Here is a 24,255-nt window from a genome sequence, read left to right as displayed (position 1 = left end):
AAAGTACTTGGATAAAAACAGCGCCCGGCCTCAGGGCCCGGCGCCTTTCGGTTACTAGCCCTGGCTGGCCAGGGCCTCGATAGGTTCAATAGTATCGTGCCGGACCACCGCGCCGAACTCGCGCACCATCTGCTGGATGAACGGATCGCCATGGATCGACTCCTCGGCCTCGCGCTGGCGATTGGCGCGACGGCGCGACGCGGCCTGGGCCGGGGTCTCCTGCTCGGGCTTGATCAGCTCGATGCTGACCGTCAGCGTGCGCTGGTGGAACTGGTTCAGGGCATCGTTCAGGCGCCGCTGCTGAGTGGCGTTGAACAGGGCGCTGTGGGCCGGGTCCAGGTGCAGCAACCAATGGTCGCCCTCGGCCGAGATCAGGGTGCAGTTCGCGGCGATGCTCGCGGTCATCCCGGAAATCGGCAGTTTCGGAAACAGCTCCAGCCACTCCAGCGCCAGGCCAGTGGCCGGCTGCGCAGCCGGCAACGGCTCGGGTTCCGGCTCGGGATCGGCAGCGTGTTCACTGGCCAGTTCGTCCAGATAGCTGTAGGCCGAGTCCATGTCCGGCTCGATGTAGTCTTCGTCCAGCGGCGGCTCGTCGTCGAGATCGATGCCCGGCGTCGCGGCATCGACCTCGACAACGCTGGGCTCTGGCACAGGTGCGCTCACCCATTCCGGCGCGTCCGGCACCACGCTGGCCGGAGTCGGCATTGGCATCGGGGTCAGCTCGGGCTGCTCCGCCACGGTCTCCAGCACTGGCGCAACGGCCGGCTGCTGCTCGACGACCGGTTCGACCGGATCGTTCCACGGCAGGTCGATGACTTCCTCGGCGACCACGGGCGCCGGCTCGGGCGGTGCCTCGACCACGGATTGTGGCGCAGGCACGACAGGTGTAGCGACAGGCTCAGGCTCAGGCGTAGCGGCAGCGGCGAGAGGCGCCTCTACCACTGGCGCAACCACTGGCGCGGCGGCGGCAACTACCGGCACAGCAACGGCGGCGCCAGCCACGGATTGGGCGGAATCAACTGTGGCCTGGCTGATCCCCACTGGCTTTAGCGGCTGTCTCGGCGCGTCTGCCGAGTCCGCCGGCCGGAAGGCCAGCATCCGCAGCAGAACCATCTCGAAGCCACCTCGCGGGTCCGGCGCCAGCGGCAGGTCGCGCCGGCCGATCAGGCCCATCTGGTAATAGAACTGCACGTCTTCGGCCGGCAACGCCTGCGCCAGAGCCAACACCCGGTCGCGGTCACCATGGCCGTTGTCGACACCGTCCGGCAAGGCCTGGGCAATGGCCACACGGTGCAGCACGTTGAGAATCTCCGACAGCACACCGCTCCAGTCCGGCCCTTGCTCGGCCAGGTGGCGCACAGCCTCCAGCAATGCCTTGGCATCACCGTCGATCAGGGCGTGCAGGACATCGTAGACCTGCCCGTGATCGAGGGTACCGAGCATCGCCCGCACATCGGCGGCCATGACCTTGCCCTCGCCGAAGGCAATGGCCTGGTCGGTGAGGCTCATGGCATCGCGCATCGAACCGTCGGCGGCGCGGCCCAACAACCACAGCGCGTCGTCCTCGAACGGCACGTTCTCCACGCCCAGCACATGGGTCAGGTGCTCGACCACTCGTTCCGGGGTCATGTTCTTCAGGGAGAACTGCAGGCAACGCGAAAGAATCGTTGCAGGAAGTTTCTGCGGATCGGTGGTCGCCAGGATGAATTTGACGTAGGGCGGCGGCTCTTCCAGGGTCTTCAACAAGGCGTTGAACGAGTGGCTGGACAGCATGTGCACTTCGTCGATCAGGTAGACCTTGAAGCGTCCGCGGCTTGGCGCGTACTGCACGTTGTCCAGCAGCTCGCGGGTGTCCTCGACCTTGGTCCGGCTCGCGGCGTCGATCTCGATCAGGTCGACGAAGCGCCCTTCGTCGATCTCACGGCATACCGAGCAAGTGCCGCAGGGCGTGGAAGTGATACCTGTTTCACAGTTCAGGCATTTGGCAATGATCCGCGCGATGGTGGTCTTGCCCACCCCGCGGGTGCCGGTAAACAGATAGGCATGGTGCAGCCGCTGGCTGTCCAAGGCATTGATCAGAGCCTTGAGCACATGGGTCTGGCCGACCATTTCGCGAAACGAGCGCGGACGCCATTTACGTGCAAGAACCTGATAACTCATCGAAAACCGTCGCGACTGGGAAGCGGAAGCCCGTAATGCTAGCGGAGCAAGGGCGAAATTGCATCCGGTGCGCTCGCCTAATCTGGCTAAGCTGCTCTTTGTGAGGCCGATCAGTGGCCTTTTCCGGCGCGGAGACTCTATGCGTTCAGCCTTGGCGGCATGTCTGCTGGTTACCATGAATGGTTTTGCCGCGGAGCCTGCCCTGCGCTTTTCAATCGCCGACAGCTGGGCCATGCCCATGGTCCAGATCGAACGCGGCCAGCCTACCCAAGGCATTCTCCACGACATGATGGCCAGCCTCGCCACCCAGGTCGGCAGCCCTGCCAGGTTCCATGTCCTGGCCAGGGCCCGCGTGCAGGCAGCCATGGACCACAAGGAAATCGATATCCGCTGTTATGCCGCCCAATCCTGGCTGCCCAACCAGTCCAGCGACTACATCTGGAGCATCCCGCTGTTCGTGCAGCGCGACCTGCTGGTCAGCCGGGAACCGCATGCGGCGCAGGTCATCCCCCAGAACCTGCCGCCCCAACCTGTCGGCACCGTTCTCGGCTACGCCTACCCTTCCCTACAACCTCTGTTCGACAGCCACCAATTGACCCGCGACGATGCGCGCAACCAGGATCAGGTGCTGCAGAAACTCTGGGCGGGCCGCTACCGTTATGCGGTGAGCAACCAATGGACGCTGGACTGGTTCAATCAGACCTTGCCGCCCAACCAGCAACTGCACAGTGTGGCCATCCTCCAGGAACAAGCGGTCGGCTGCGTGATCCGCAACGACCCGGCGCTGCCGGTACAGCGCGTGCTGCGCACCTTGTTGCGGATGAAAATGTTGGGAGAGATCGACGACATCATCGGCCTGTACACCGGCCACCGCCCTACCGAGAGCGCCCCTCAGCACTACGAAGCGCCGTAGGGTCAGCCGACCTCTTCCTGCGGGCACCACTCCAGCGGCGGCAAGAACGTCGCCACCCAGCCCGGCACTTCGCTGGCCGGCATGGGCGCGGCAATGAAATAGCCTTGCGCCACCTCGCACCCCAGCGCCATCAGCAACTCGCCGTGCTCCAGGGTCTCAAGGCCCTCGGCCACCACTTGCCGGTCAAAAGCCCGGGCCAGGCCGATCAGGGCCTGGGTCAGCGCCAGGTCGCCCTTGTCGTGCAACATGTCGCGCACAAACATGCGGTCGATCTTGATGGTCTGGGTGCGCAAGCGCTTGAGGTAGCTCAGCGACGAATGCCCGGTGCCGAAATCCCCCAGGGAAAACTGCACCCCGAGCGCCTGGCAGGCCTCGAGGCAGGCACTGACGTGCTGGATATTCTCCACCGCCACCGCCTCGACGATCTCCAGGTCCAGTAACTGCGGGGACACCTGCGGATGGCGCTCGAGCACCGCCTTGAGCCGCTCGACGAAATCCGCCCGCTGAAAATGCCGGGCAGCGATATTGACGCTGATCGGCCAGTACTGCCCGAGCAGTTGCCATTGCCGCAGTTGGGTCATGACCTGCTCCATGACCCACTCGCCGATATCGACGATCAGGTCGGTTTCCTCCACCAGCGACAGGAACTCCCGGGGGGCGACCAGGCCGCGCTGCGGATGCTGCCAGCGCAGCAGCGCCTCGAAACCGACTACCTCGCCGCTGCGCATATTGACCTTGGGTTGAAAATGCAGGCACAGCTCACCGGCCGTCAGCGCCTGTCTGACCCGTTCGACCGTCTGGTGGGTGGCCTTGACCTCGCGGTCGCGCGACACATCGAACAAATGAAAGCGATTGCGTCCACTCTGCTTGGCCACGTACATCGCCTGGTCGGCATGCCGCAGCAAGGTGTCGGCATCGTCGTTATCGGCGGGAAACAGGGTCACGCCAATGCTCGCGCAGACGTTGATCTCCTTGTCCTGGATCAGATAGGGCGTGGCGATCACCCCCAGCACCCGATGCAGGGCGGACCGCAGCTCGCGGATGTCGCGCACATGGCGCAGGATCAGCACGAACTCGTCCCCGGCCAGCCGCGCCACCACATCCTCGCCGCGAATGATCGAGCGCAGGCGCGCCGCGACTTCCACCAGCAGCAGGTCGCCGCTGGCATGCCCATAGCCATCGTTGACCGCCTTGAAGCCGTCGAGATCAAGCATGCAGACCGCCAGCGCGATGTTCTCCTTGCGCGAGAAATCCAGCGCCTGGTTGAGCAGGTCGGAAAGAAAGGAACGGTTGGGCAGACCGGTCAGTACATCGTGGCCAACCCGCCATTGCAGGGAATGCAGCAGTTGACGCTTTTCGCTGATATCGAAACGGATCGCCACATAACGCTGGACCCGACCGCTGGCTTGATCGAGCAACGGCACCACCGTGCTATCGACCCAATACAGGGTCCCGTCCTTGGCCCGGTTGCAGATCTCGCCCTTCCAGACCTGGCCCAGGGCGATGGTGCGCCACATGGTGCTGAAAAATTCGGGAGGGTGCAGGCCGGAACCGAGGATCCGGTGATTGGACCCCAGCAGCTCTTCGCGGCTGTAGCCGGAAATCGAACAGAACTGGTCGTTGACGTAGGTGATCCGGCCGGCCAGGTCGGTTTCAGAAAAAATGGCGGCGGCATCCACGGCCCTGCGGTATTTCTCATCCATGAGTCTGACTCACTGTCGCTAGCGGTTGAACCGCTCGACCAAGGCATAAAGCCCGGAAGAGATGTTTGGGCGTTCCCCCTCACTCTTTTCGCAGCACCCGTCAGGCATCGGCGGCTGCCCCGAAAATATCTGCTCGACAGAGGTGACCGACACATTCAGACGCACGTTAAAACTCCATAGACAGCATTCGCCAATGCCAGCCCCAGCCCACGGGCAAGAGGTCGATCCGCAGTCAATTGGCGCATCGTCTCGCCCCACCTGACACCATGGCGGCCGTATAGCGGCCAGCACCGTCATTGGTCTTCAGATCGACGAAGATCAACTAAAATCAGTTAAGGATCGGCCGAATCAGGCGGATGGGACACTGGCAATCATCAGCGTGACGTTCGCGCCTGCGCCATACCTTCGTTTCTGGTGAACAAGGAAAATGCAATGAGTTCTTGTTTCATCAATTCATCTTCTGAAACTAGATCACCAAATGCCTGTCCGAAGCGTCGATTCTACGAATTGCATCACATTTTGCAAGGCAAGGTGATGAATCATGGCGTTGCCTAATGCAAAGATTTATCGTTAAGTTCTTGATTCTAAATGGGAATTGAGCGATGCAAATTTCAAGTTTGGGTCCAGCCATCAGACGTTACCGCAAGGTAGCGGGGCTTACTCAGGCTGAACTAGGCGAAAAAACCGGTTTTGACCCCAAAACCATCAGCCGCTTCGAAACCGGCACCTACACCCCCAGTGTCGAAGCCCTGTTCCTGCTGGCTGATGTTCTGGGGGTGAAGCTGAAAGCCTTTTTCGCAGATATGGGCGACGAAGATGAACAGCGGGCGTATCTGTTCGGTGTCATTCATAAAGCCACCCCGAAGGACCTGGGAAAGCTGATAGCAGCGGTAGACCTGGCCTTGTCCAAGCCTTAGAGCCGAGCAACACGAAGAGGAGGCAGACCTATCGAAACCGATAGTCTGCCTCCTCTTTATTTCCGCCAGACGACTCCTGACAGGAACTGACAGCGGCGCCCCATAGGCTGGCGCCCACAGCCATCATTCCCCAGGAGTCGAGATGAACGTCACCAGCACCTACCTTCTGCTTTACGTCGCCAGCCCCGCCACCAGCGCCCACTTCTACAGCCGCCTGCTGGACCGGCCGCCAGTCGAACTGTCGCCGACCTTCGCCCTGTTCATTCTCGATTCCGGGCTCAAGCTCGGCCTCTGGTCCAGGAATGATGTCGAGCCAGCCGCCCAGGTCACCGGCGGCGGTACCGAACTGGCCTTGGCCGTGGCCGACAACCAGGCTGTCGAGCTGCTGCACGAGCAATGGCTCGTCTACGGCGCGAGCATCGCCCAGGCCCCTACCACCCTGGACTTCGGCTACACCTTCGTCGCCCTGGACCCGGACGGGCATCGAGTGCGAGTGTTCTGCCCAGCCCTCGAATGAGTGGACTCGACACCGGTCGCCGACACCAGTACCGAGCGGCGCCGCGACCAGCGCCCCTCCCACTGCATCGCCATCACACTACCGAGAACGATCGCCGCCCCCACGACTACCGCCGCGTGCACCCGCTCCTGTAGGGTCAGCGCCGCCAGCAGCATGGCGATCGGCGGTATCAGATACATCGCGACGGACGCCCGGCTGACCTCGACCCGCGCCAGCACATAGGCCCACGCCAGGTAAGCCAAGGCACTCGGGAATACCCCCAGCAGCAACACCGCCAGGTTCACCCGCCACGGCGCCCGGGCCACCGCGACCGCCAGCCCCGGCCCATACAGGCTCAATAGCAAGGTGCCGGCCCAGACCATGTAACACACGGTGGTCAACAGGTCGTAACGCCCCGAGTAACGCCGCTGCAAAACGAAGTACAGCCCCCACGAAAAGGCCGCCAACAACACCAGTAACCCCTGGGGCCTGATCGCTGCCACCCCCTGATCGCCCCAGACCACCACGACCGCGCCGAACACCCCCAACGCGACACATCCCCAGCGCCAGCCACTGACCGGCTCCTTCAACCAGAAGAACGCAATCAGGGTGCTGAAGATCGGTGCCGATTGCGCCAGCACGCTGGAGGCGCCCGCGCTCAAACCCTGCTGGCCATGATTGAGACTGACGTGATGCAGGGCGATGGCAAAAAAGCCCAGCACCAATAACCAGGGCAGATCGCGCCAGCGTGGCAGGGAGATTTTTCTTACCAGTGCAATGACACCCATGAACAACGAGGCGATCAGAAAACGCAGCAATGCCAGATGGCCCGGCTCGTAGCCTTCCAGGCCGATATGGATACCCACCGGGGAATAGGCCCAACACAAAATGACCACGGCGGTCGCCAACACCACCTTCAACGCAGGGGAGCTTTTCAAGAGACAGACTCGACAGACACAAGGAAGGTCTTCAGTCTCTCGCCCACCACAATTCATCACAATTAACCGATACTGACGTCAGACCTCAGTGGAAATGAGCAATGGAACTGACCCAACTGAAGATGGTGAAAGCCGTCGCCCGCACCGGCAGCATTGCCCGGGCGGCCGAACAACTGCACTGCGTGCCCTCCAACATCACCAACCGCCTCAAGCAGCTGGAAAGCGAATTGGGCACGACACTGTTCCTGCGCGCCGGTCGCGGGCTGAAAATCAGCCCCGACGGGGAAATCTTTCTCGGCTACAGCGAACGCATCCTGGCACTGGTGGACGAAGCCAAGCACGCCGTCGACCGCGACGCCGCTCCCAGTGGCATCCTACGTATCGGCGCCATCGAATCCTGCGCCGGCGGCCGGCTGCCGCCGCTGCTCGCGGAATTCCACCAGCGCTTTCCACAGGTCACCCTGAAACTGGTCACCGGCACCTGGTCGCAGCTGTTCGAAGAGCTGCAACACCACCGCCTTGATGGCGCGCTGGTGGCAGTCGACACGCCCCACCCGAAACTGGACCGCAGCCTGCTCTACAACGAACCCCTGGTCCTGGTGACCAGCGCCAACGCGACGCCTGTCCTGACCCCACAAGACCTTCAAGGCCAGACCTTGTTCATGTGGCCCAGCGGCTGCCCGTATCGCGGCGCACTGGAGCAATGGCTCAACACCCATGGCGTCACCTCGACCATTACCGGCTACGCCAGCTGGGGCACCATCATCGATTGCGTCAACGCCGGCGCCGGCATGACCCTGGCCCCGGAAGGCGTGCTCGAACGCTATACGCTGTCCGCGGGCCTGGCGCGCTACCGCTTCGCCGACCTGCAGCCCATGGATATTCGTTTTTTCTGGAACAAGGAAATAGAACGGCACACGGCACGGGACGCGTTTGCGCAGTTGCTGCTGGAACGATTGGGAAAATGAAACGAGCGACCGGCGAGAGGCCAGATCAGAATGAAAGCAGGGAGAGAATTCAGAATATTCGTCGAGGACCGACAGAAGGCGTTATGGAGGCAACCCCACCAGCCACACCCCGGCACACAATGTCACCGCTGTGGCTGCTCCCTTCCGGGTCTGACCAGGTTCACGGCTGATCGTTGCGAGGGGACCAATGGGGTCACCATAACGATGCTCACCTGACGGCGAGCCGCGCCATTGTACCTATCTGCGGCGAAGTTACAACCGCTGCGTAGCGATTAAAAAATCTGAACGGCTTCAATCACTTGGATCATTACCCCGGCCCCGCCCCCTCGTCGGATTCCTATAGTCGCTACCGCCAACCAACGACCTGTAGGAGCGAAGCTTGCTCACGATAGCATCCCCGCAGCCCTCCGCTGGACCGCGTCACCTGCATCGCGAGCAAGCTTCGCTCCTACAATTTCAGGGTTGCTCGAGGGCCTCGTCGGCCTTGCCGCCGGCCTGCTGGATCACCAGGTGAATGAAGTGCAACTTGGCGATGACCGGCAGGGGCAAGATGAACGGATAGAAGTCCGGCTGGCCCATGCTGCGCGACAGCTCGTTGAGCATGCCGGCCAGTTCGATCCAGGCGTTGACGAAGGAGAGGAATGCCGGACCGCCAGGATGCCGCGGGTCATACAGGGCATCCAGCGGGAATGGCTGATAGTCGAAGTCCAGTTCCCGGGCGCTCATGCCAAAGCCCAGTGCTGTGTCCACCGCATCCATCATGTGCAGGTAATGAGCCCAGGTTTCCGCCCAGTCTTCCCAGGGATGCATGGTCGCGTAGGCGCTGACGTGGGACTGCTGCCAGCCAGTCGGCGCGCCCTGCCGATAATGGCGATCCAGGGCCTCGGCGTAGCTCGCACGCTCGTCGCCGAACAACACGCGATACGGCGCCAGCCAATGACTGCTGGCAATCAATCGTTCCCAGTAGTAATGCCCCACTTCGTGCCGAAAATGGCCGAGCAAGGTGCGATAGGGTTCGCCCATCTGCACACGCACCTGCTCGCGATAGGCGTCGTCGGCTTCCTTGATATCAAGGGTGATCAGGCCATTGGCGTGACCGGTCATCGGCGCCTTGCCCTCAAGGTCGACACCGACGAAGTCGAAGGCCAGGCCCGCCGCTTCATCCTCGGTCTTTGCGATCAGCGGCAGCCCCAGGCTCACCAGTTGCGCCACCAGCCGGCGCTTGGCGATTTCAACCTTGCGCCAGCGCTCAGGGTTTTCCGCAACATCGAGATCGGGAATGGTCCGGTTCAGCCGGCAAGCCACACACAAGGTGTCAGCCCCATGAGCCGGCAACAGCCAGTTGCAAGCCGCCGCGGTATCGAGATTGGCGCAGCGACGGAACAACCCCGCTTGCGGGTCGGCATCCAATTGCCAGGTATCGGCGTCCGGCCCCGGCTGCAACGACGACAGGCGACTCTGCTCCGGCTGATACCCAAGGAGCGCCGAACAGGCCAGGCACTGGCTATTGCGAAAGAACAGCGACTGCCCGCAGCGACAGGCCCAGACCTTGCTGTTGCGGCTGTTCTCATGCACGAAGGGCGCGGCGATACGGGAACTGAGCTGTTCGAAGAAGCGGTACATGGCGATCTCTCCCTGGGCTTGCCAAGACTAGATCATATGGACGAGACAATTGTTCCATCACCTTGCTGGCGACCCACCGCCCATAGGGGCGAGCTTGCTCGCGAAGCGATTTCCATATTGCATCCCGTGCAAGCCTGGAGACCTTTCGCGAGCAAGCTAGCTCCTACAAGGGAACACGACTCCATGTAGACGCTGTCGCAGGCAGAGGATCAGACCGCGATGCCGTGCTGGCCGAGGAAGGTCACGAAGGTTTCTTCGTCCAGCACCTTCAGGCCCAGCTCGTTGGCCTTGGCCAGCTTCGAGCCGGCACCCGGGCCGGCCACCACGCAGTGGGTCTTGGCCGACACGGAGCCGGCCACCTTGGCGCCCAGGCTTTCCAGTTTCTCCTTGGCCACATCGCGACTCATCAACTCCAGGGAGCCGGTGAGCACCCAGGTCTGGCCGGCCAGCGGCAGCCCTTCCACCACCTTTTTCTCGCTCTGCCAATGCATGCCGAAGGCTTGCAACTGCGCCTCGATGGCCAGCGCCCGCTCGGCGTTCTCGGCGATATCGAAGAAATCGCGCACCGCCTTGGCCTGCTTCTCCGGCAAGGTCTGGCGCATGTCCAGCCAGTCTGCCTTGATGACGCCGTCCAGCGTCGCGAACTTTTCCGCCAGTTTCTGCGCCGCGCCCGGGCCCACCGACGGAATATTCAACTTGTCGAGCATGCCGCCCAGCGTCGTGCTGGCGGCGAAGTCGGCAGCCAACTCGCCCTGGTCCTGCAATTGCAGCGCGCACTGCTGCGGATCGAGCAAGGCGCCAATCACCTCCTGGTTATGGCTGTCCTCGAAGAAGCTGTGAATCTCGTGAGCCACTTCCAGGCCGATATCCGGCAGGTAGGTCAGCACTTCCGGCAAAGCCTGCTGCACACGCTCCAGGGAAGCCAGGGAGCGTGCCAGGACCTTGGCCGTCTCCTCGCCCACGTCGGGAATACCCAAGGCATAGATGAAGCGCGCCAGACCCGGCTTCTTGCTGTCTTCGATGGCCTTGAGCAGCTTGTTGCTGGAGACCTCGGCGAAGCCTTCCAGGTCGATGATCTGCTCGTACTTGAGTGTGTAGAGATCAGCCGGCGAGCCGATGAGTTTTTCGTCCACCAGCTGTTCGATGGTCTTGTCGCCCAACCCTTCGATGTCCATCGCCCGCCGGGATACGAAGTGGATGATCGCCTGCTTGAGCTGCGCACCGCAGGCCAGGCGACCGACGCAGCGGTACACCGCGCCCTCGCTGATGGTTTCCTTGCCCTTGCTGCGCTTGACCAGTTGCGTGCGCTCGACATGGGAACCGCACACCGGACAGGTCTGCGGAATATGCACCGGACGCGCGTCTTCCGGCCGACGCTCGGCAACCACTTGCACCACTTGCGGAATCACGTCGCCGGCGCGGCGGACGATTACGGTGTCGCCGATCATCAAGCCCAGGCGGGCCACTTCGTCCATGTTGTGCAGGGTCGCATTGGAGACGGTGACACCCGCCACCTTGACCGGTTTCAAGCGCGCCACCGGCGTCACCGCACCGGTACGACCAACCTGGAATTCCACATCCAGCAGTTCGGTCAGCTCTTCCATCGCCGGGAATTTATGGGCGATCGCCCAACGGGGCTCGCGGGCCCGGAAGCCCAGCTCGCGTTGCGAGGCAATACTGTTGACCTTGAACACCACGCCGTCGATTTCATAAGGCAAGCCATTGCGGCGCTCGCCGATATCGCGGTAGTAATCCAGGCATTCGTCGATGCCCTTGGCCAGTTTCAACTCGCGGCTGACAGGCATGCCCCACTGCTTGAGTTGCTGCAGATTGCCAATGTGGGTATCGGCAATGTCCGCGGTGACCTGACCGAGACCGTAGCAGCAGAATTCCAGCGGGCGGCTGGCGGTAATCTTCGAGTCGAGCTGACGCAGGCTACCGGCCGCGGCGTTACGCGGGTTGGCAAAGGTCTTGCCGCCCACCTCCAGCTGCGCGGCATTGAGGCGCTCGAAACCGGCCTTGGACATGTAGACCTCGCCGCGCACCTCCAGGGTCGCCGGCCAGCCGCTGCCCTGTAGCTTCAGCGGGATGTTGCGCACGGTGCGCACGTTGACGCTGATGTCTTCGCCAGTGGTGCCGTCGCCGCGGGTCGCGCCGCGCACCAGCACGCCGTCCTGATACAGCAGGCTGACCGCCAGGCCATCGAGCTTCGGCTCGCAGCTGTACTCCACCGCCGCTGCGCCGCCGAACAGATCGCCGGCAGGCAGGTCGAGGCCTTCGCTCACCCGGCGATCGAACTCGCGCATGTCGGTTTCTTCAAAGGCGTTGCCCAGGCTGAGCATGGGGATTTCGTGGCGCACTTGGGTGAAGGCCGAGAGCGCCGCGCTGCCGACACGCTGGGTCGGCGAGTCGCTGCTGACCAGCTCCGGGTGTTCGGCTTCCAGCGCCTTGAGTTCATGGAACAGACGATCGTATTCGGCATCGGGAATGCTCGGCTCGTCGAGTACGTGATAGCGATAGTTGTGCTGATCCAGCTCAGCGCGCAGCTCAAGAATGCGGGTTTCGGCGGCGGTCATGGAGTTCTCTCAAAAAGCAAAAGAGCAGCCTAGGCTGCTCCATATTTGTCTGGACGGGCCTTGCGGCCCTATCGCGAGCGAGCTCCTACAGAAGGTGCAAGCTCGCTCGCAAGGAGCGCTAAGCCGCTCAACGTTTCTGGGTCAGGGCGCGGCGCTCGAATTCGACGATGCGCTGACGGTAGTGTTCGATGGTCTGGGCAGTCAGCACGCTGCGCTGGTCGTCCTTCAGTTCGCCATTCAGCTCCTGGGACAGCTTGCGCGCCGCGGCCACCATCACATCGAACGCCTGCTTCGGATGGCGCGGGCCCGGCAGACCGAGGAAGAAACTCACGGCCGGGGTGCTGAAGTGGTCGATATCGTCCAGGTCGAATACACCCGGCTTCACCGCATTGGCCATGGAGAACAGCACTTCGCCGTTGCCGGCCATGCTTTCGTGACGGTGGAAAATATCCATCTCGCCAAAACGCAAACCGCTTTCCAGGATGTTCTGCAACAGCGCCGGCCCCTTGAAGCCACCGGTGTCGCGGCAGATCACGCTGATCACCAACACTTCTTCGGCTTGCGGCTGATCCTTGTCGGGATAACCGGAAGACTTGGTTTCATCCGGGAAGTCGTCGTCGCGGCTGCTGAAGCTCGGGCCGCCGTCCAGGTCCAGGTTGAGGTTCAGGTCGCCCTGTTGTGGCTCGCTGGCACGCTTGCCACGCTTGGAACCGGATTCGCGCGGCTCGCGCACCGGAGCGCTCATCGACGGCAGGTCGTGCTCATCGAGTTGCGGTTCCTGATGAGTATCCAGCACTCGGGACGGGCCTAGCAGTTCGGCATTGCCGTCATCGTCCGGCAAGTTGGACAGGCTGCGATCCAGACGGAATTTCAACTTTCCTTTGCCACCGCGCATACGGCGCCAGCCATCAAAAAGAATACCGGCAATGACAATGATGCCGATGACGATCAGCCACTCGCGCAGACCGATTTCCATGTAATCCCGTGCCTCTATGAAAAATGCTGAAAAATAAGAGGTTTAGCAAACTGCAAACCGCTTTAAAACGTGGCGCCAACTCTATGTTCTGACTGGCCTTTTGCCCACGCATAGAGAAAATTGACATTAAACTAGCACGACCAAAGACAACTTTACACCGTCTGTCGCAACGGCTTCATTCAATATGTCGATCAGCCAGCGTTCAGTGCAGGCAAAAACCTCTTACTTGTCACTGACCTATCGGCTTTGGTCGCCCGGATTCAGGCGTCCACCATCGCCATCGCCTCCTCGACATCCACCGCCACCAGGCGTGAACAGCCAGGCTCGTGCATCGTTACGCCCATCAATTGATCGGCCATTTCCATGGCGATCTTATTGTGAGTGATATAGATGAACTGCACAGTCTGCGACATCTCTTTAACCAACCGCGCGTAGCGTCCAACGTTAGCGTCATCCAGCGGTGCGTCAACTTCGTCGAGCATGCAGAACGGCGCCGGGTTCAACTTGAAGATGGCAAATACCAGCGCCAGGGCAGTCAATGCTTTCTCACCACCGGACAACAAATGAATGGTGCTGTTCTTCTTGCCCGGCGGACGCGCCATGATCGTTACCCCTGTATCGAGTAGATCTTCGCCTGTCAGTTCCAAATAAGCGCTGCCGCCACCGAAAACTTTTGGAAAGAGTGCCTGCAAACCACCGTTAATCTGATCAAAGGTATCCTTGAAACGATTACGGGTTTCCTTGTCGATCTTACGAATCACGTTTTCCAGGGTTTCCAGGGCTTCCACCAGATCGGCGTCCTGGGCATCCAGATAACGTTTGCGCTCGGACTGCTGCTGGTATTCATCGATGGCCGCGAGGTTGATCGCTCCCAGTCGCTGGATCCGCGCAGCAATACGCTCGAGTTCTTCCTCGGCCTCTTTCTCGCTGGCCTGCTCGGTCAGCGTGGCAAGCACGCCGTGCAAGTCGTAGCCGTCTTCCAGCAACTGGTCCTGCAAGGTCTTGCGGCGCACGGTCAGGGCCTGCCATTCCATGCGCTGCTGTTCGAGCTGGCCACGGATCAACTGTGATTGCTGCTCGGCCTGGGTCCGGCGCTTTTCCGCGTCACGCAGTTCGCGATCGGCATCTTCCATGGCGATCTGCGCGCTCTTGAGCTCGACATCGACGGTCATGCGCTTTTCCAGCAACTCTTCGAGCTTCAGGCGCAGCTCTTCCAAGGGTGCGGCGCCCTCCTCCAGGTTGAGGTTGAGCTGCTCGCGCTTTTCCGTCAGGCGCTCCGACTGCAGCTCGAGGCGCTCCAAAGCCTGGCGAGTGGAGTCATGCTGGGCCTTGAGCGAACCCAGGCGCACCGCCAGTTGATGGGCGTGATCCTTGTGCTGGCGCGCCTCCTGGCGCACCCGGTCCAGGCGCTCGCGCAAACTGTCGCGCTGGGCCAGCAGCAACTCGCGCTGCTCGGTGTCCAGGGCCATGCTGTCGAGGGCGTCCTGCAGTTGCAAGCGCGCCTCGCCCACTTGTTCGTGCTCCAGCGCGCGCTGCTCGCCCAGCTCCGCCACTTCTTCGTCCAGACGGGTACGGCGCAGGGCCAGTTGCTCGGCCTTGGCCTTGCCGGCAGACAGCTTGGCTTTCAACTCACCTTGCTGACGGGCTTCGTCCTGCAGCAGGCGGCGCAAGTGTTCGCGCCCGTTTTCCTGCTGGCGCTGTTGGGCGCGCAGGTTCTGCAAACGGGTTTCCAGATCCTCGACGCTGGCCTCGCGCTCGTCGCGCTCCAGGCTCAACTGTTCGATTTCCTGATTGCGCGCGAGCATGCCGCTTTCCGCTTCGCTGGCGCGGCGCACCCGCAGAAAATGTCGGCTGACCCAGAAACCGTCGCGGCTGATCAGGCTCTCGCCGGCCGCCAGTTGGCCGCGCAAGGCCAGGGCCTGCTCGAGACTTTCCACCGGTTTGACCTGGCCCAGCCAGGGCGCCAGGTCGACCTGGGCATCGACCTTGTCCAACAGGCTGCCGGGCATCCGCATGCCCTCGCCCGCCAGCTGGAGCAGGCGCAGATCGCCTTGCTCGAAGCCGGCCAGATCGAGGCCGGCAAAGTCGTCAACCAGCACCGCTTGCAGGTCGGCGCCGAGCACGGTTTCCACCGCCAGTTCCCACCCCGCCTCGACCTTCAAGCCCTCGGCCAGGCGCGGCCGCTCGGCCAGTTCTTGTTCCTGCAACCATTGCGCAGCACCGGTGCCTGGATCGAGAGCGGCCTGCTGCAACGCCTCCAGCGAAGCCAGGCGCCCGTGGAGGCGCTGCAATTCGCCCTGGGCCTGTTGCTGGGCCTGGGTCGCCTGATGCAGTTCCTGGCGCAACTGCTCCAGGCGCTCGACCTGGCCATCTTCACTGGCCTGCAGGTCTTCCAGGGTCGCCTCGCTGGCCGCGAGCTGTTCGTTGAGCTCGAGGATCGCCGCGTCTTCCGGATCGGCCGCGAGCAACCCGCGCTCCTCTTCCAGGCGCCGCTGGCGCTCGGCCAGACGCTCCATGCTGCCTTCGAGCTGCTGGATGCGCGACTGTTGCACCTCGGCCTGGCGTCGCGGTTCGGCGGACTTGAGGTTGAACCCGTCCCACTGTTCCTGCCAACCGTGCATGGTGGTTTCGGCTTCTTCCAGGGCCGCGGCGGCCTCTTCGGCGGCGGCGCTGGTAACTTCCTGTTCGGGTTCGAGCATTTGCAGCTCTTCGCCGAGCGTGGCGAGCAAGGTGCGGTCGTGCCCCAGGTGCGATTCGGTTTCCAGGCGCGCACGCTCGGACTCGCGCAAATCGTCCTGCAACTGGCGCAGGCGCTGCTGGCCGTGCTGGATGCTCTGCTCGACCCGGGCGATATCGCCGCCGACCGAATAGAAGCGTCCCTGCACCTGATTGAAGCGCTCGGACAATTCATGGTGGCCGTCACGCAGGCGCTCGATGGCGGCATCGGCATTGCGTTGCTCCGCCACCAGCGCTTCGAAGCCAACCTCCTGGTTGCCGATGATCGACTCGCGCTGCCCGACCTGGTCGTTCAATTCCTGCCAGCGCAGCGCCGACAGCTGGGCCTTGAGCTGACGCTCCTCGGCCTTGTATTCCTGGTATTTCTCGGCGGCCTGGGCCTGCCGGTGCAGGCGCTCGAGCTGGCGCTCCAACTCTTCGCGAAGGTCGGTCAGGCGCGCCAGGTTTTCGTGGGTACGGCGGATGCGGTTTTCGGTTTCCCGGCGCCGCTCCTTGTACTTGGAAATCCCCGCGGCCTCTTCGATGAAGTTGCGCAGGTCTTCCGGCTTGGCCTCGATCAGCTTGGAGATCATCCCCTGCTCGATGATCGAGTAGCTGCGCGGCCCGAGGCCCGTGCCGAGGAAGATGTCGGTGATATCGCGACGGCGGCACTTGGCGCCGTTGAGGAAGTAGCTGTTCTGGCTGTCGCGGGTGACTTTGCGGCGAATGGAAATTTCCGCGTAGGCCGCGTACTCGCCGACCAGGGTGCCATCGGAGTTGTCGAAAACCAGCTCGATGCTAGCCTGGCTCACCGGCTTGCGGCTGGTGGAGCCGTTGAAGATGACGTCGGTCATCGACTCGCCGCGCAGGTTCTTCGCCGAGCTTTCGCCCATGACCCAGCGCACGGCGTCGATGATGTTCGACTTGCCGCAACCATTGGGCCCGACCACCGCCGCCATGTTACTGGGGAAGTTCACCGTGGTCGGATCGACGAAGGATTTGAACCCCGCCAGCTTGATGCACTTGAGCCGCACGCTCAGGCAACCGTCAAGGCAGCGACCACCAGGTCGCAACTGCGCCGGCCGTAGGCTATCAGCACCACGCGGATCGTCGGCAGGTCACGGGCCAGCACGGCGGCCAGCAGTTGCTCGAACAAGTCGAGGAATTCGCTCATCTCCGCCTTGCGCTGCTCCAGGGCCAGGAAGTAGGCCCGGCTCATCGCTGGCTGCAGGTTCTCGACGGTTTCCTGCAAGTACGGATTGTTGGCGAATGGATAGGCCGCGCGCATCACATTGAAACTGTCTTCGACGAAGCTGCGGATGTCCTGGCGCTCGTAGGCGCTGATCAGCCGTTGCTGGATTTGCAGGAACGGCGCCATGTCGGCTTGCAGCGCCCAGCCCTCGGCCACTGAATTACCCAACAGGATGTACAGTTCGCTCATCAGGGTGCACAGGCTTTGCACCTTGTGCGGGGTGAGTTCGGTGACATGGGCGCCGCGCCGCGGCAGGATCGCGATCAGGTGGCGGCGCTCGAGGATCAGCAGCGCCTCGCGGACCGAACCGCGGCTGACGTTGAGGGCCAGCGTGACCTTCTGTTCCTGAATACGCTCCCCAGGCTTGAGCTCCCCGCGAATGATACGTTCGGCGAGGTGGTGAGCGATTTGCTCGGAGAGGCTGTCCGGCGCCTTGAACGTCATGGTTTTCCTTCAAACTCTTTAGATCGGTACAAGCGGCGCAGTGTAGCGCAATTGCTCTCTCATGGCGGAGTGCCCAGGGGCCTGAATTTGGCACGGAATAAGCAAAAAGCACTGCAGCCCGGGAGGGTCAATACTGTCTGAAAGCGTTTGTCGATCGACAAAAAACGATTTCTTGACCCTTGAGTCAGAAATCAATTGACCGAAAAGTCAGACATGACTAAATTCGGCCCACGTCGGTTAACAACAATAATGAGTCTGCGAGGCCTTCCGTGATCCAGTTTTTACTCAACCAGGAACTCCGTAGCGAGCACACCCTGGACCCGAACCTGACCGTGCTCAACTACCTGCGCGAGCATCTGGGCAAACCCGGTACCAAAGAGGGCTGCGCCAGCGGCGACTGCGGTGCCTGCACCGTGGTGGTCGGCGAATTGCAGACGGACGATGCCGGCGCGGAACGCATCCGCTATCGCAGCCTCAACTCGTGCCTGACCTTCGTCTCGTCGCTGCACGGCAAACAGCTGATCAGCGTCGAGGACCTCAAGCACCAGGGCCAGTTGCACAGCGTGCAGAAAGCCATGGTCGATTGCCACGGTTCGCAGTGCGGCTTCTGTACGCCGGGCTTCGTCATGTCGCTGTTCGCCCTGCAAAAGAATTCCGAACAACCCGACTCGCACAAGGCCCATGAGGCCCTGGCCGGCAACCTGTGCCGCTGCACCGGCTACCGGCCGATTCTCGCCGCCGCCGAGCAGGCCTGCTGCGATAAACAGCCGGACCAGTTCGACGCTCGCGAAGCCGAGACCGTCGCCCGCCTGAAAGCCATTGCCCCGAGCGATACCGGCGAGCTGAACAGCGGCGACAAGCGCTGCCTGGTCCCGCTGACCGTCGCCGACCTGGCCGACTTGTACGACGCCTACCCACAAGCCCGGCTGCTGGCCGGCGGCACCGACCTGGCGCTGGAAGTCACGCAGTTCCACCGCCCGCTGCCGGTCATGATCTACGTCGGCAACGTCGCCGAAATGAAACGCATCGAGCGCTTCGACGACCGCCTGGAAATCGGCGCCGCCACCGCCCTCTCCGACTGCTACGACGCACTGGAAACCGAATACCCGGACTTCGGCGAATTGCTGCAGCGCTTCGCTTCGTTGCAGATCCGCAACCAGGGCACCCTGGGCGGCAATATCGGCAACGCCTCGCCCATCGGCGACTCGCCGCCCCTGCTGATCGCCCTGGGCGCGCAGATCGTCCTGTGCAAAGGCAACACCCGCCGGACCCTGGCCCTGGAAGACTATTTCATCGACTACCGCGTCACCGCGCGCCAGGAAAGCGAGTTCATCGAGAAGATCATCGTGCCGCGGGCCAGCGTCGAGCAGCGGTTCCGCGCCTACAAGGTGTCCAAGCGCCTGGACGACGATATCTCCGCGGTGTGCGCGGCCTTCAACCTGCGTATCGAAAACGGTGTGGTCGCCGACGCTCGCGTGGCCTTTGGCGGCATGGCCGCGACGCCGAAACGCGCCAAGAGCTGCGAAGCCGCACTGCTCGGCGCGCCCTGGAGCGAGGCCACCGTCGAACGTGCCTGCGTCGCCCTGGGCGAGGACTTCACCCCGCTCTCGGACTTCCGCGCCAGCAAGGAATACCGCCTGCTCAGCGCGCAGAACCTGCTGCGCAAATACTTCATCGAACTGCAAACACCGCACATCGAGACTCGGGTGACCGCTTATGTCTAATCATCACAACGTCGAGAAGACTCAAGCCGAACTGAGCGCCCTGTTCCAACAGGAACTGACCACCGGCGTCGGCCGCAGCGTCAAGCACGACAGCGCCGCCAAACATGTGTCCGGCGAGGCGGTATACATCGACGACCGCCTGGAATTCCCCAACCAGCTGCATGTGTATGCGCGCCTCTCGGACCGGGCCCACGCGAAGATCCTCAGCATCGACACCGCGCCCTGCTACGCCTTCGACGGCGTGCGCATCGTCATCACCCACCAGGATATTCCGGGGCTGAAGGACATTGGCCCGCTGCTGCCCGGCGACCCGTTGCTGGCCATCGACGACGTGCAATTCGTTGGCCAGCCGGTGCTGGCGGTGGCGGCCCGCGACCTGGAAACCGCGCGCAAGGCGGCCATGGCCGCGGTCATCGAATACGAGGACCTGGAGCCGGTACTGGACGTGGTCGAAGCCCTGCGCAAACGCCACTTCGTGCTCGACAGCCACACTCACCGGCGCGGCGATTCGGCCAATGCCCTGGCCACCGCCGAGCACCGCATCCAGGGTTCGTTGCATATCGGCGGCCAGGAACACTTCTACCTGGAAACCCAGATCTCCTCGGTCATGCCCACCGAAGACGGCGGCATGATCGTCTACTGCTCGACGCAGAACCCCACCGAAGTGCAGAAGCTGGTGGCCGAGGTGCTGGACGTGTCGATGAACAAGATTGTGGTCGACATGCGCCGCATGGGCGGCGGTTTCGGCGGCAAGGAAACCCAGGCCGCAAGCCCGGCTTGCCTGTGCGCAGTGGTCGCGCACCTCACCGGCCAGCCGACCAAGATGCGCCTGCCGCGGGTCGAAGACATGCTGATGACCGGCAAGCGCCACCCCTTCTATATCGAGTACGACGTCGGCTTCGACAGCACCGGGCGCCTGCACGGCATCCAGCTGGAACTGGCCGGCAACTGCGGTTGCTCGCCGGACCTGTCGGCCTCGATCGTCGACCGCGCGATGTTCCACTCCGACAACTCGTATTACCTGGGCGACGCCACCATCAACGGCCATCGCTGCAAGACCAATACGGCGTCGAACACTGCCTATCGCGGCTTCGGCGGCCCGCAGGGCATGGTCGCCATCGAAGAGGTGATGGACGCTATCGCCCGCCACCTGGCGCTCGACCCGCTGGCGGTGCGCAAGGCCAATTACTACGGCAAGACCGAACGCAACGTCACCCACTACTACCAGACTGTCGAGCACAACATGCTCGAGGAAATGACTGCCGAGCTGGAAGCCAGCAGCCAGTACGCCGAACGCCGCGAAGCGATCCGCCTGTACAACGCAGGCAGCCCGATCCTGAAAAAGGGCCTGGCGCTGACCCCGGTGAAATTCGGCATTTCCTTCACCGCCAGTTTCCTCAACCAGGCCGGCGCACTGGTGCATGTCTACACCGACGGCAGCATCCACCTGAACCACGGTGGCACGGAAATGGGCCAGGGCCTGAACACCAAGGTGGCCCAGGTAGTGGCCGAAGTGTTCCAGGTGGAAATCGACCGCGTGCAAATCACCGCGACTAACACCGACAAGGTGCCCAACACCTCGCCGACCGCTGCCTCCAGCGGCGCCGACCTGAACGGCAAGGCCGCGCAGAACGCCGCCGAGATCATCAAGCAGCGCCTGGTGGAGTTTGCCGCCCGACACTACAAGGTCAGCGAGGAAGACATCGAATTCCACAACGGCCATGTGCGGGTCCGCGATCAGATCCTGACCTTCGAGGCGCTGATCCAGCAGGCCTATTTCGCCCAGGTTTCGCTGTCCAGCACCGGTTTCTACAAGACCCCGAAAATCTACTACGACCGCGCCCAGGCCCGTGGCCGGCCGTTCTACTACTTCGCCTACGGCGCGGCCTGTGCCGAGGTGATCGTCGATACCCTGACCGGCGAATACAAGATGCTGCGCACCGACATCCTGCATGACGTCGGCGCCTCGCTGAACCCGGCCATCGACATCGGCCAGGTCGAGGGCGGCTTTATCCAGGGCATGGGCTGGCTGACCATGGAAGAGCTGGTGTGGAACGCCAAGGGCAAGCTGATGACCAACGGCCCGGCCAGCTACAAGATCCCCGCGGTGGCCGACATGCCGCTGGACCTGCGGGTCAAGCTGGTGGAAAACCGCAAGAACCCGGAAGACACGGTGTTCCACTCCAAGGCCGTGGGCGAACCGCCGTTCATGCTCGGCATCGCCGCCTGGTGCGCGATCAAGGACGCCGTGGCCAGCCTCGGCGATTACCGGCACCAGCCGAAGATCGACGCGCCGGCGACGCCGGAGCGGGTGTTGTGGGGTTGCGAGCAGATGCGCCGGTTGAAGGTGGCGAAGGCCGTGGCGACCGAGGCCGAGCTGGCCCCACTCTAGAACGAGGTGCGCCCATCGCGGGCAAGCCTCGCTCCTACAGGACACGCAACCCAAGGTAGGAGCGAGGCTTGCCCGCGATGACGGCCGAACAGACAACAGCAATGTTGAGGTGACACATGTACAACTGGATCAGCGCCCTCGCCGACCTGCAAACCCGCGGCGAACCCTGCGTGCTGGTGACCATCATCGAAGAACTGGGGTCGACGCCACGCAACGCCGGCTCGAAAATGGTCATCAGCGCCGCCCAGAGCTTCGACACCATCGGCGGCGGGCACCTGGAATACAAGGCCATGCAGATCGCTCGCGAGATGCTCGCCAGCGGCCGGCAGGATACCCATCTGGAGCGTTTCAGCCTGGGCGCCAGCCTCGGCCAGTGCTGCGGCGGCGTCACGGTGCTGCTGTTCGAGCCCATGGGCCAGGTCCAGGCGCAGATCGCGGTGTTCGGCGCCGGCCATGTCGGCCGCGCCCTGGTGCCGCTGCTGGCCAGCCTGCCGTGCAAGGTGCGCTGGATCGACTCGCGGGAGCAGGAGTTCCCCGAACTGATGCCCCAGGGCGTGCGCAAGATCCTCAGCGAGGAGCCGGTCGATGAAGTCGACGACCTGCCCGTCGGCAGCTACTGCATCGTCATGACCCACAACCACCAGCTCGACCTGGAACTCACCGCCGCGATTCTCAAGCGCAATGACTTCGCCTACTTCGGCCTGATCGGCTCGAAGACCAAGCGGGTGAAGTTCGAGCACCGCCTGCGCGAACGCGGTTTCGACAGCGGCGCGCTGCAACGCATGCGCTGCCCGATGGGGCTGGGCGAAGTCAAAGGCAAGTTGCCTGTGGAAATCGCCATCTCCATCGCCGGCGAAATCATCGCCACCTATAACGCCCATTTCGGCCAGCACAGCGCCAGCGCCGAACCCATTGCCAAGCTGCTGCCGGTCTCGCGCCGCAGCCAGGTTGCAAACTGAAGAACCTTGAACCGGGAACTCCCATGCCTCTGACTCGCAAAGCCTACCGTGCCGCCCTTCTGCACAGCATCGCCGACCCCGCCGAGGTCGGCATCGAAGCCTCCTACGAATATTTCGAGGACGGCCTGCTGGTGGTCGACAACGGCCGCATCAGCGCCATCGGCCACGCCAGCGAACTGCTCCCCGGCCTGCCCGCCGATGTCCAGGTCAGCCATTACCAGGACGCGCTGATCACCCCCGGCTTTATCGACACCCATATCCACCTGCCGCAGACCGGCATGGTCGGCGCCTACGGCGAGCAATTGCTGGACTGGCTGAACACTTACACCTTCCCCTGCGAAAGCCAGTTCGCCGACCAGGCCCATGCCGAGGAAGTGGCGGACATTTTCATCAAGGAACTGCTGCGCAACGGCACCACCACCGCGCTGGTGTTCGGCAGCGTGCATCCGCAATCGGTGAACGCTTTCTTCGAGGCGGCGCAGAAGCTCGACCTGCGGATGATCGCCGGCAAGGTGATGATGGACCGCAACGCGCCGGACTACCTGACCGACACCGCCGAGTCCAGTTACCTGGAAAGCAAGGCGCTGATCGAGCGCTGGCACGGCAAGGGCCGCCTGCACTATGCGGTGACGCCGCGTTTCGCGCCGACCAGCACCCCGGAACAGCTGACCCTCGCCGGGCAACTGCTGGGCGAATACCCCGACCTGTACATGCAGACCCACATCAGCGAGAACCTGCAGGAAGTCGAATGGGTCAAGGAGCTGTTCCCGGAACGCAAGGGCTACCTGGATGTGTACGACCACTATCAGTTGCTAGGCGAGCGCTCGGTATTCGCCCATGGCGTGCACCTGTGCGACGACGAATGCGCGCGCCTGGCGCAGACCGGTTCGGCCGTGGCCTTCTGCCCGACCTCGAACTTCTTCCTCGGCAGCGGCCTGTTCAACCTGCCGATGGCCGAAAAACACAAGCTGAATGTCGGCCTGGGCACCGACGTCGGCGGTGGCACCAGCTTCTCGCTGTTGCAGACCCTGAACGAAGCCTACAAGGTCATGCAGCTCCAGGGCGCGCGCCTGAGCCCGTTCAAGTCGCTGTACCTGGCCACCCTCGGCGGCGCGCGCGCCCTGCGCCTGGAAGAACGCATCGGCACCCTGCAGCCTGGCACCGACGCTGACTTCCTGGTGCTCGACTACAACGCCACGCCGCTGCTGAGCTATCGCCTGAAACAGGCCAAGAGCATCGCCGAGACGCTGTTCGTGCTGATGACCCTGGGCGACGACCGCACCGTGGCGCAGACCTATGCCGCAGGCAATCAAGTGCATCAGCGCTAAACGCCCGCGCAACGAAAAATCCCCCGTCTCAGGCCCTGGGACGGGGGATTTTTTATCGCTGCGCATTTCCTTTAAGAGCAAGCTTGCTCGCGATGAGCGCACAGCGCTCCTGCTTCAGGCGTCGCACGTGTCTGGACAAGCCGACTGCTGCGCAGTCGATCGCGAGCAAGC

At 62.8% G+C, this 24,255-nt stretch carries 16 protein-coding genes and 1 other RNA gene; 8 read left to right on the top strand and 9 right to left on the bottom strand.

Annotated elements, in window-relative coordinates; genetic code table 11:
• Positions 1-54 precede the first annotated feature (54 nt).
• Positions 55-2,160: a DNA polymerase III subunit gamma/tau gene (gene dnaX, locus BTN82_RS09095; RefSeq protein WP_075118807.1), complete on the bottom strand. Its 2,106-nt coding sequence runs from the start codon at positions 2,158-2,160 to the stop codon at positions 55-57.
• 139 nt (positions 2,161-2,299) lie between these two features.
• On the opposite strand from dnaX, the gene BTN82_RS09090 reads away from it, so the two are divergent.
• Positions 2,300-3,073 carry a substrate-binding periplasmic protein gene (locus BTN82_RS09090; protein WP_075118806.1) on the top strand — a complete coding sequence of 258 codons (774 nt, stop codon included), beginning with the start codon at positions 2,300-2,302 and terminating at the stop codon, positions 3,071-3,073.
• Positions 3,074-3,075: 2 nt separating this feature from the next.
• Here BTN82_RS09090 and BTN82_RS09085 read toward each other — a convergent pair whose 3' ends face one another.
• On the bottom strand, positions 3,076-4,776 hold the full coding sequence (locus tag BTN82_RS09085) for a putative bifunctional diguanylate cyclase/phosphodiesterase (RefSeq protein ID WP_075118805.1): 1,701 nt from the start codon (positions 4,774-4,776) through the stop codon (positions 3,076-3,078).
• Positions 4,777-5,378: 602 nt separating this feature from the next.
• On the opposite strand from BTN82_RS09085, the gene BTN82_RS09080 reads away from it, so the two are divergent.
• Together BTN82_RS09080 and BTN82_RS09075 are read left to right on the top strand one after the other, a co-directional pair.
• Positions 5,379-5,693 (top strand): helix-turn-helix domain-containing protein, encoded by a 315-nt coding sequence (locus BTN82_RS09080; protein ID WP_044462142.1) that lies wholly within the window; start codon positions 5,379-5,381, stop codon positions 5,691-5,693.
• Between the two features lie 142 nt (positions 5,694-5,835).
• Complete coding sequence (locus BTN82_RS09075) at positions 5,836-6,210, top strand: VOC family protein (protein ID WP_075118804.1); 375 nt, start codon at positions 5,836-5,838, stop codon at positions 6,208-6,210.
• Here the strand turns inward: BTN82_RS09075 and BTN82_RS09070 are convergent.
• Positions 6,144-7,127, bottom strand: a complete 984-nt coding sequence (locus BTN82_RS09070) for a DMT family transporter (RefSeq protein ID WP_075118803.1) — start codon at positions 7,125-7,127, stop codon at positions 6,144-6,146. The two genes, BTN82_RS09075 and BTN82_RS09070, sit on opposite strands and share 67 nt — an antisense overlap.
• 101 nt (positions 7,128-7,228) lie before the next feature.
• Here BTN82_RS09070 and BTN82_RS09065 point away from each other — a divergent pair, with 101 nt between their 5' ends.
• Positions 7,229-8,095 carry a LysR family transcriptional regulator gene (locus BTN82_RS09065; protein WP_075118802.1) on the top strand — a complete coding sequence of 289 codons (867 nt, stop codon included), beginning with the start codon at positions 7,229-7,231 and terminating at the stop codon, positions 8,093-8,095.
• Positions 8,096-8,188: 93 nt separating this feature from the next.
• Here BTN82_RS09065 and ffs read toward each other — a convergent pair.
• From ffs to BTN82_RS09035, 6 genes are all read right to left on the bottom strand, one after another.
• An RNA gene (gene ffs / locus BTN82_RS09060) (signal recognition particle sRNA small type) lies at positions 8,189-8,285 on the bottom strand.
• Positions 8,286-8,551: 266 nt separating this feature from the next.
• Positions 8,552-9,718: a putative zinc-binding metallopeptidase gene (locus BTN82_RS09055; protein ID WP_075118801.1), complete on the bottom strand. Its 1,167-nt coding sequence runs from the start codon at positions 9,716-9,718 to the stop codon at positions 8,552-8,554.
• Between the two features lie 209 nt (positions 9,719-9,927).
• Complete coding sequence (gene ligA, locus BTN82_RS09050) at positions 9,928-12,294, bottom strand: NAD-dependent DNA ligase LigA (protein ID WP_075118800.1); 2,367 nt, start codon at positions 12,292-12,294, stop codon at positions 9,928-9,930.
• A gap of 127 nt (positions 12,295-12,421) precedes the next feature.
• Positions 12,422-13,270, bottom strand: coding sequence for a cell division protein ZipA (zipA, locus tag BTN82_RS09045; RefSeq protein ID WP_075118799.1), 849 nt, complete (start codon positions 13,268-13,270; stop codon positions 12,422-12,424).
• 260 nt (positions 13,271-13,530) lie between these two features.
• Positions 13,531-17,019, bottom strand: a complete 3,489-nt coding sequence (gene smc / locus BTN82_RS09040; RefSeq protein ID WP_075118798.1) for a chromosome segregation protein SMC — start codon at positions 17,017-17,019, stop codon at positions 13,531-13,533.
• A gap of 2 nt (positions 17,020-17,021) precedes the next feature.
• Positions 17,022-17,681, bottom strand: a complete 660-nt coding sequence (locus tag BTN82_RS09035) for a GntR family transcriptional regulator (RefSeq protein WP_075118797.1) — start codon at positions 17,679-17,681, stop codon at positions 17,022-17,024.
• A 269-nt stretch (positions 17,682-17,950) separates the two neighbouring features.
• Between BTN82_RS09035 and xdhA the strand changes: the two genes are divergently transcribed.
• The 4 genes from xdhA (at position 17,951) to guaD (ending at position 24,084) form a co-directional block, all read left to right on the top strand.
• On the top strand, positions 17,951-19,405 hold the full coding sequence (gene xdhA, locus BTN82_RS09030; protein ID WP_075118796.1) for a xanthine dehydrogenase small subunit: 1,455 nt from the start codon (positions 17,951-17,953) through the stop codon (positions 19,403-19,405).
• A complete protein-coding gene (xdhB, locus tag BTN82_RS09025) occupies positions 19,398-21,797 on the top strand; it encodes a xanthine dehydrogenase molybdopterin binding subunit (protein ID WP_075118795.1) in 2,400 nt (799 codons plus the stop codon). The genes xdhA and xdhB overlap by 8 nt, the downstream gene beginning before the upstream one ends.
• A 116-nt stretch (positions 21,798-21,913) precedes the next feature.
• Entirely contained in the window at positions 21,914-22,756 is an 843-nt protein-coding gene (gene xdhC / locus BTN82_RS09020) for a xanthine dehydrogenase accessory protein XdhC (RefSeq protein WP_075118794.1), read from the top strand.
• A gap of 23 nt (positions 22,757-22,779) precedes the next feature.
• Positions 22,780-24,084, top strand: coding sequence for a guanine deaminase (gene guaD / locus BTN82_RS09015; protein ID WP_075118793.1), 1,305 nt, complete (start codon positions 22,780-22,782; stop codon positions 24,082-24,084).
• Positions 24,085-24,255: the final 171 nt, after the last annotated feature.

Source organism: Pseudomonas chlororaphis, from assembly GCF_001921865.1.
GTDB lineage: Bacteria > Pseudomonadota > Gammaproteobacteria > Pseudomonadales > Pseudomonadaceae > Aquipseudomonas > Aquipseudomonas chlororaphis_D.
The sequence above is the reverse complement of the archived record's forward strand: the minus strand, read 5'-3'. Positions and strand labels throughout refer to the sequence as shown.

What these genes read in the sequence shown, in the direction of transcription:
- ligA (WP_075118800.1), bottom strand. Translation starts at nt 12,294, where the DNA reads ATGACCGCCGCCGAAACCCGCATTCTTGAGCTGCGCGCTGAGCTGGAT.
- xdhB (WP_075118795.1), top strand. Translation starts at nt 19,398, where the DNA reads ATGTCTAATCATCACAACGTCGAGAAGACTCAAGCCGAACTGAGCGCC.
- BTN82_RS09090 (WP_075118806.1), top strand. Translation starts at nt 2,300, where the DNA reads ATGCGTTCAGCCTTGGCGGCATGTCTGCTGGTTACCATGAATGGTTTT.
- xdhC (WP_075118794.1), top strand. Translation starts at nt 21,914, where the DNA reads ATGTACAACTGGATCAGCGCCCTCGCCGACCTGCAAACCCGCGGCGAA.
- BTN82_RS09065 (WP_075118802.1), top strand. Translation starts at nt 7,229, where the DNA reads ATGGAACTGACCCAACTGAAGATGGTGAAAGCCGTCGCCCGCACCGGC.
- BTN82_RS09085 (WP_075118805.1), bottom strand. Translation starts at nt 4,776, where the DNA reads ATGGATGAGAAATACCGCAGGGCCGTGGATGCCGCCGCCATTTTTTCT.
- dnaX (WP_075118807.1), bottom strand. Translation starts at nt 2,160, where the DNA reads ATGAGTTATCAGGTTCTTGCACGTAAATGGCGTCCGCGCTCGTTTCGC.
- BTN82_RS09080 (WP_044462142.1), top strand. Translation starts at nt 5,379, where the DNA reads ATGCAAATTTCAAGTTTGGGTCCAGCCATCAGACGTTACCGCAAGGTA.
- BTN82_RS09035 (WP_075118797.1), bottom strand. Translation starts at nt 17,681, where the DNA reads ATGACGTTCAAGGCGCCGGACAGCCTCTCCGAGCAAATCGCTCACCAC.
- BTN82_RS09055 (WP_075118801.1), bottom strand. Translation starts at nt 9,718, where the DNA reads ATGTACCGCTTCTTCGAACAGCTCAGTTCCCGTATCGCCGCGCCCTTC.
- BTN82_RS09075 (WP_075118804.1), top strand. Translation starts at nt 5,836, where the DNA reads ATGAACGTCACCAGCACCTACCTTCTGCTTTACGTCGCCAGCCCCGCC.
- zipA (WP_075118799.1), bottom strand. Translation starts at nt 13,270, where the DNA reads ATGGAAATCGGTCTGCGCGAGTGGCTGATCGTCATCGGCATCATTGTC.
- guaD (WP_075118793.1), top strand. Translation starts at nt 22,780, where the DNA reads ATGCCTCTGACTCGCAAAGCCTACCGTGCCGCCCTTCTGCACAGCATC.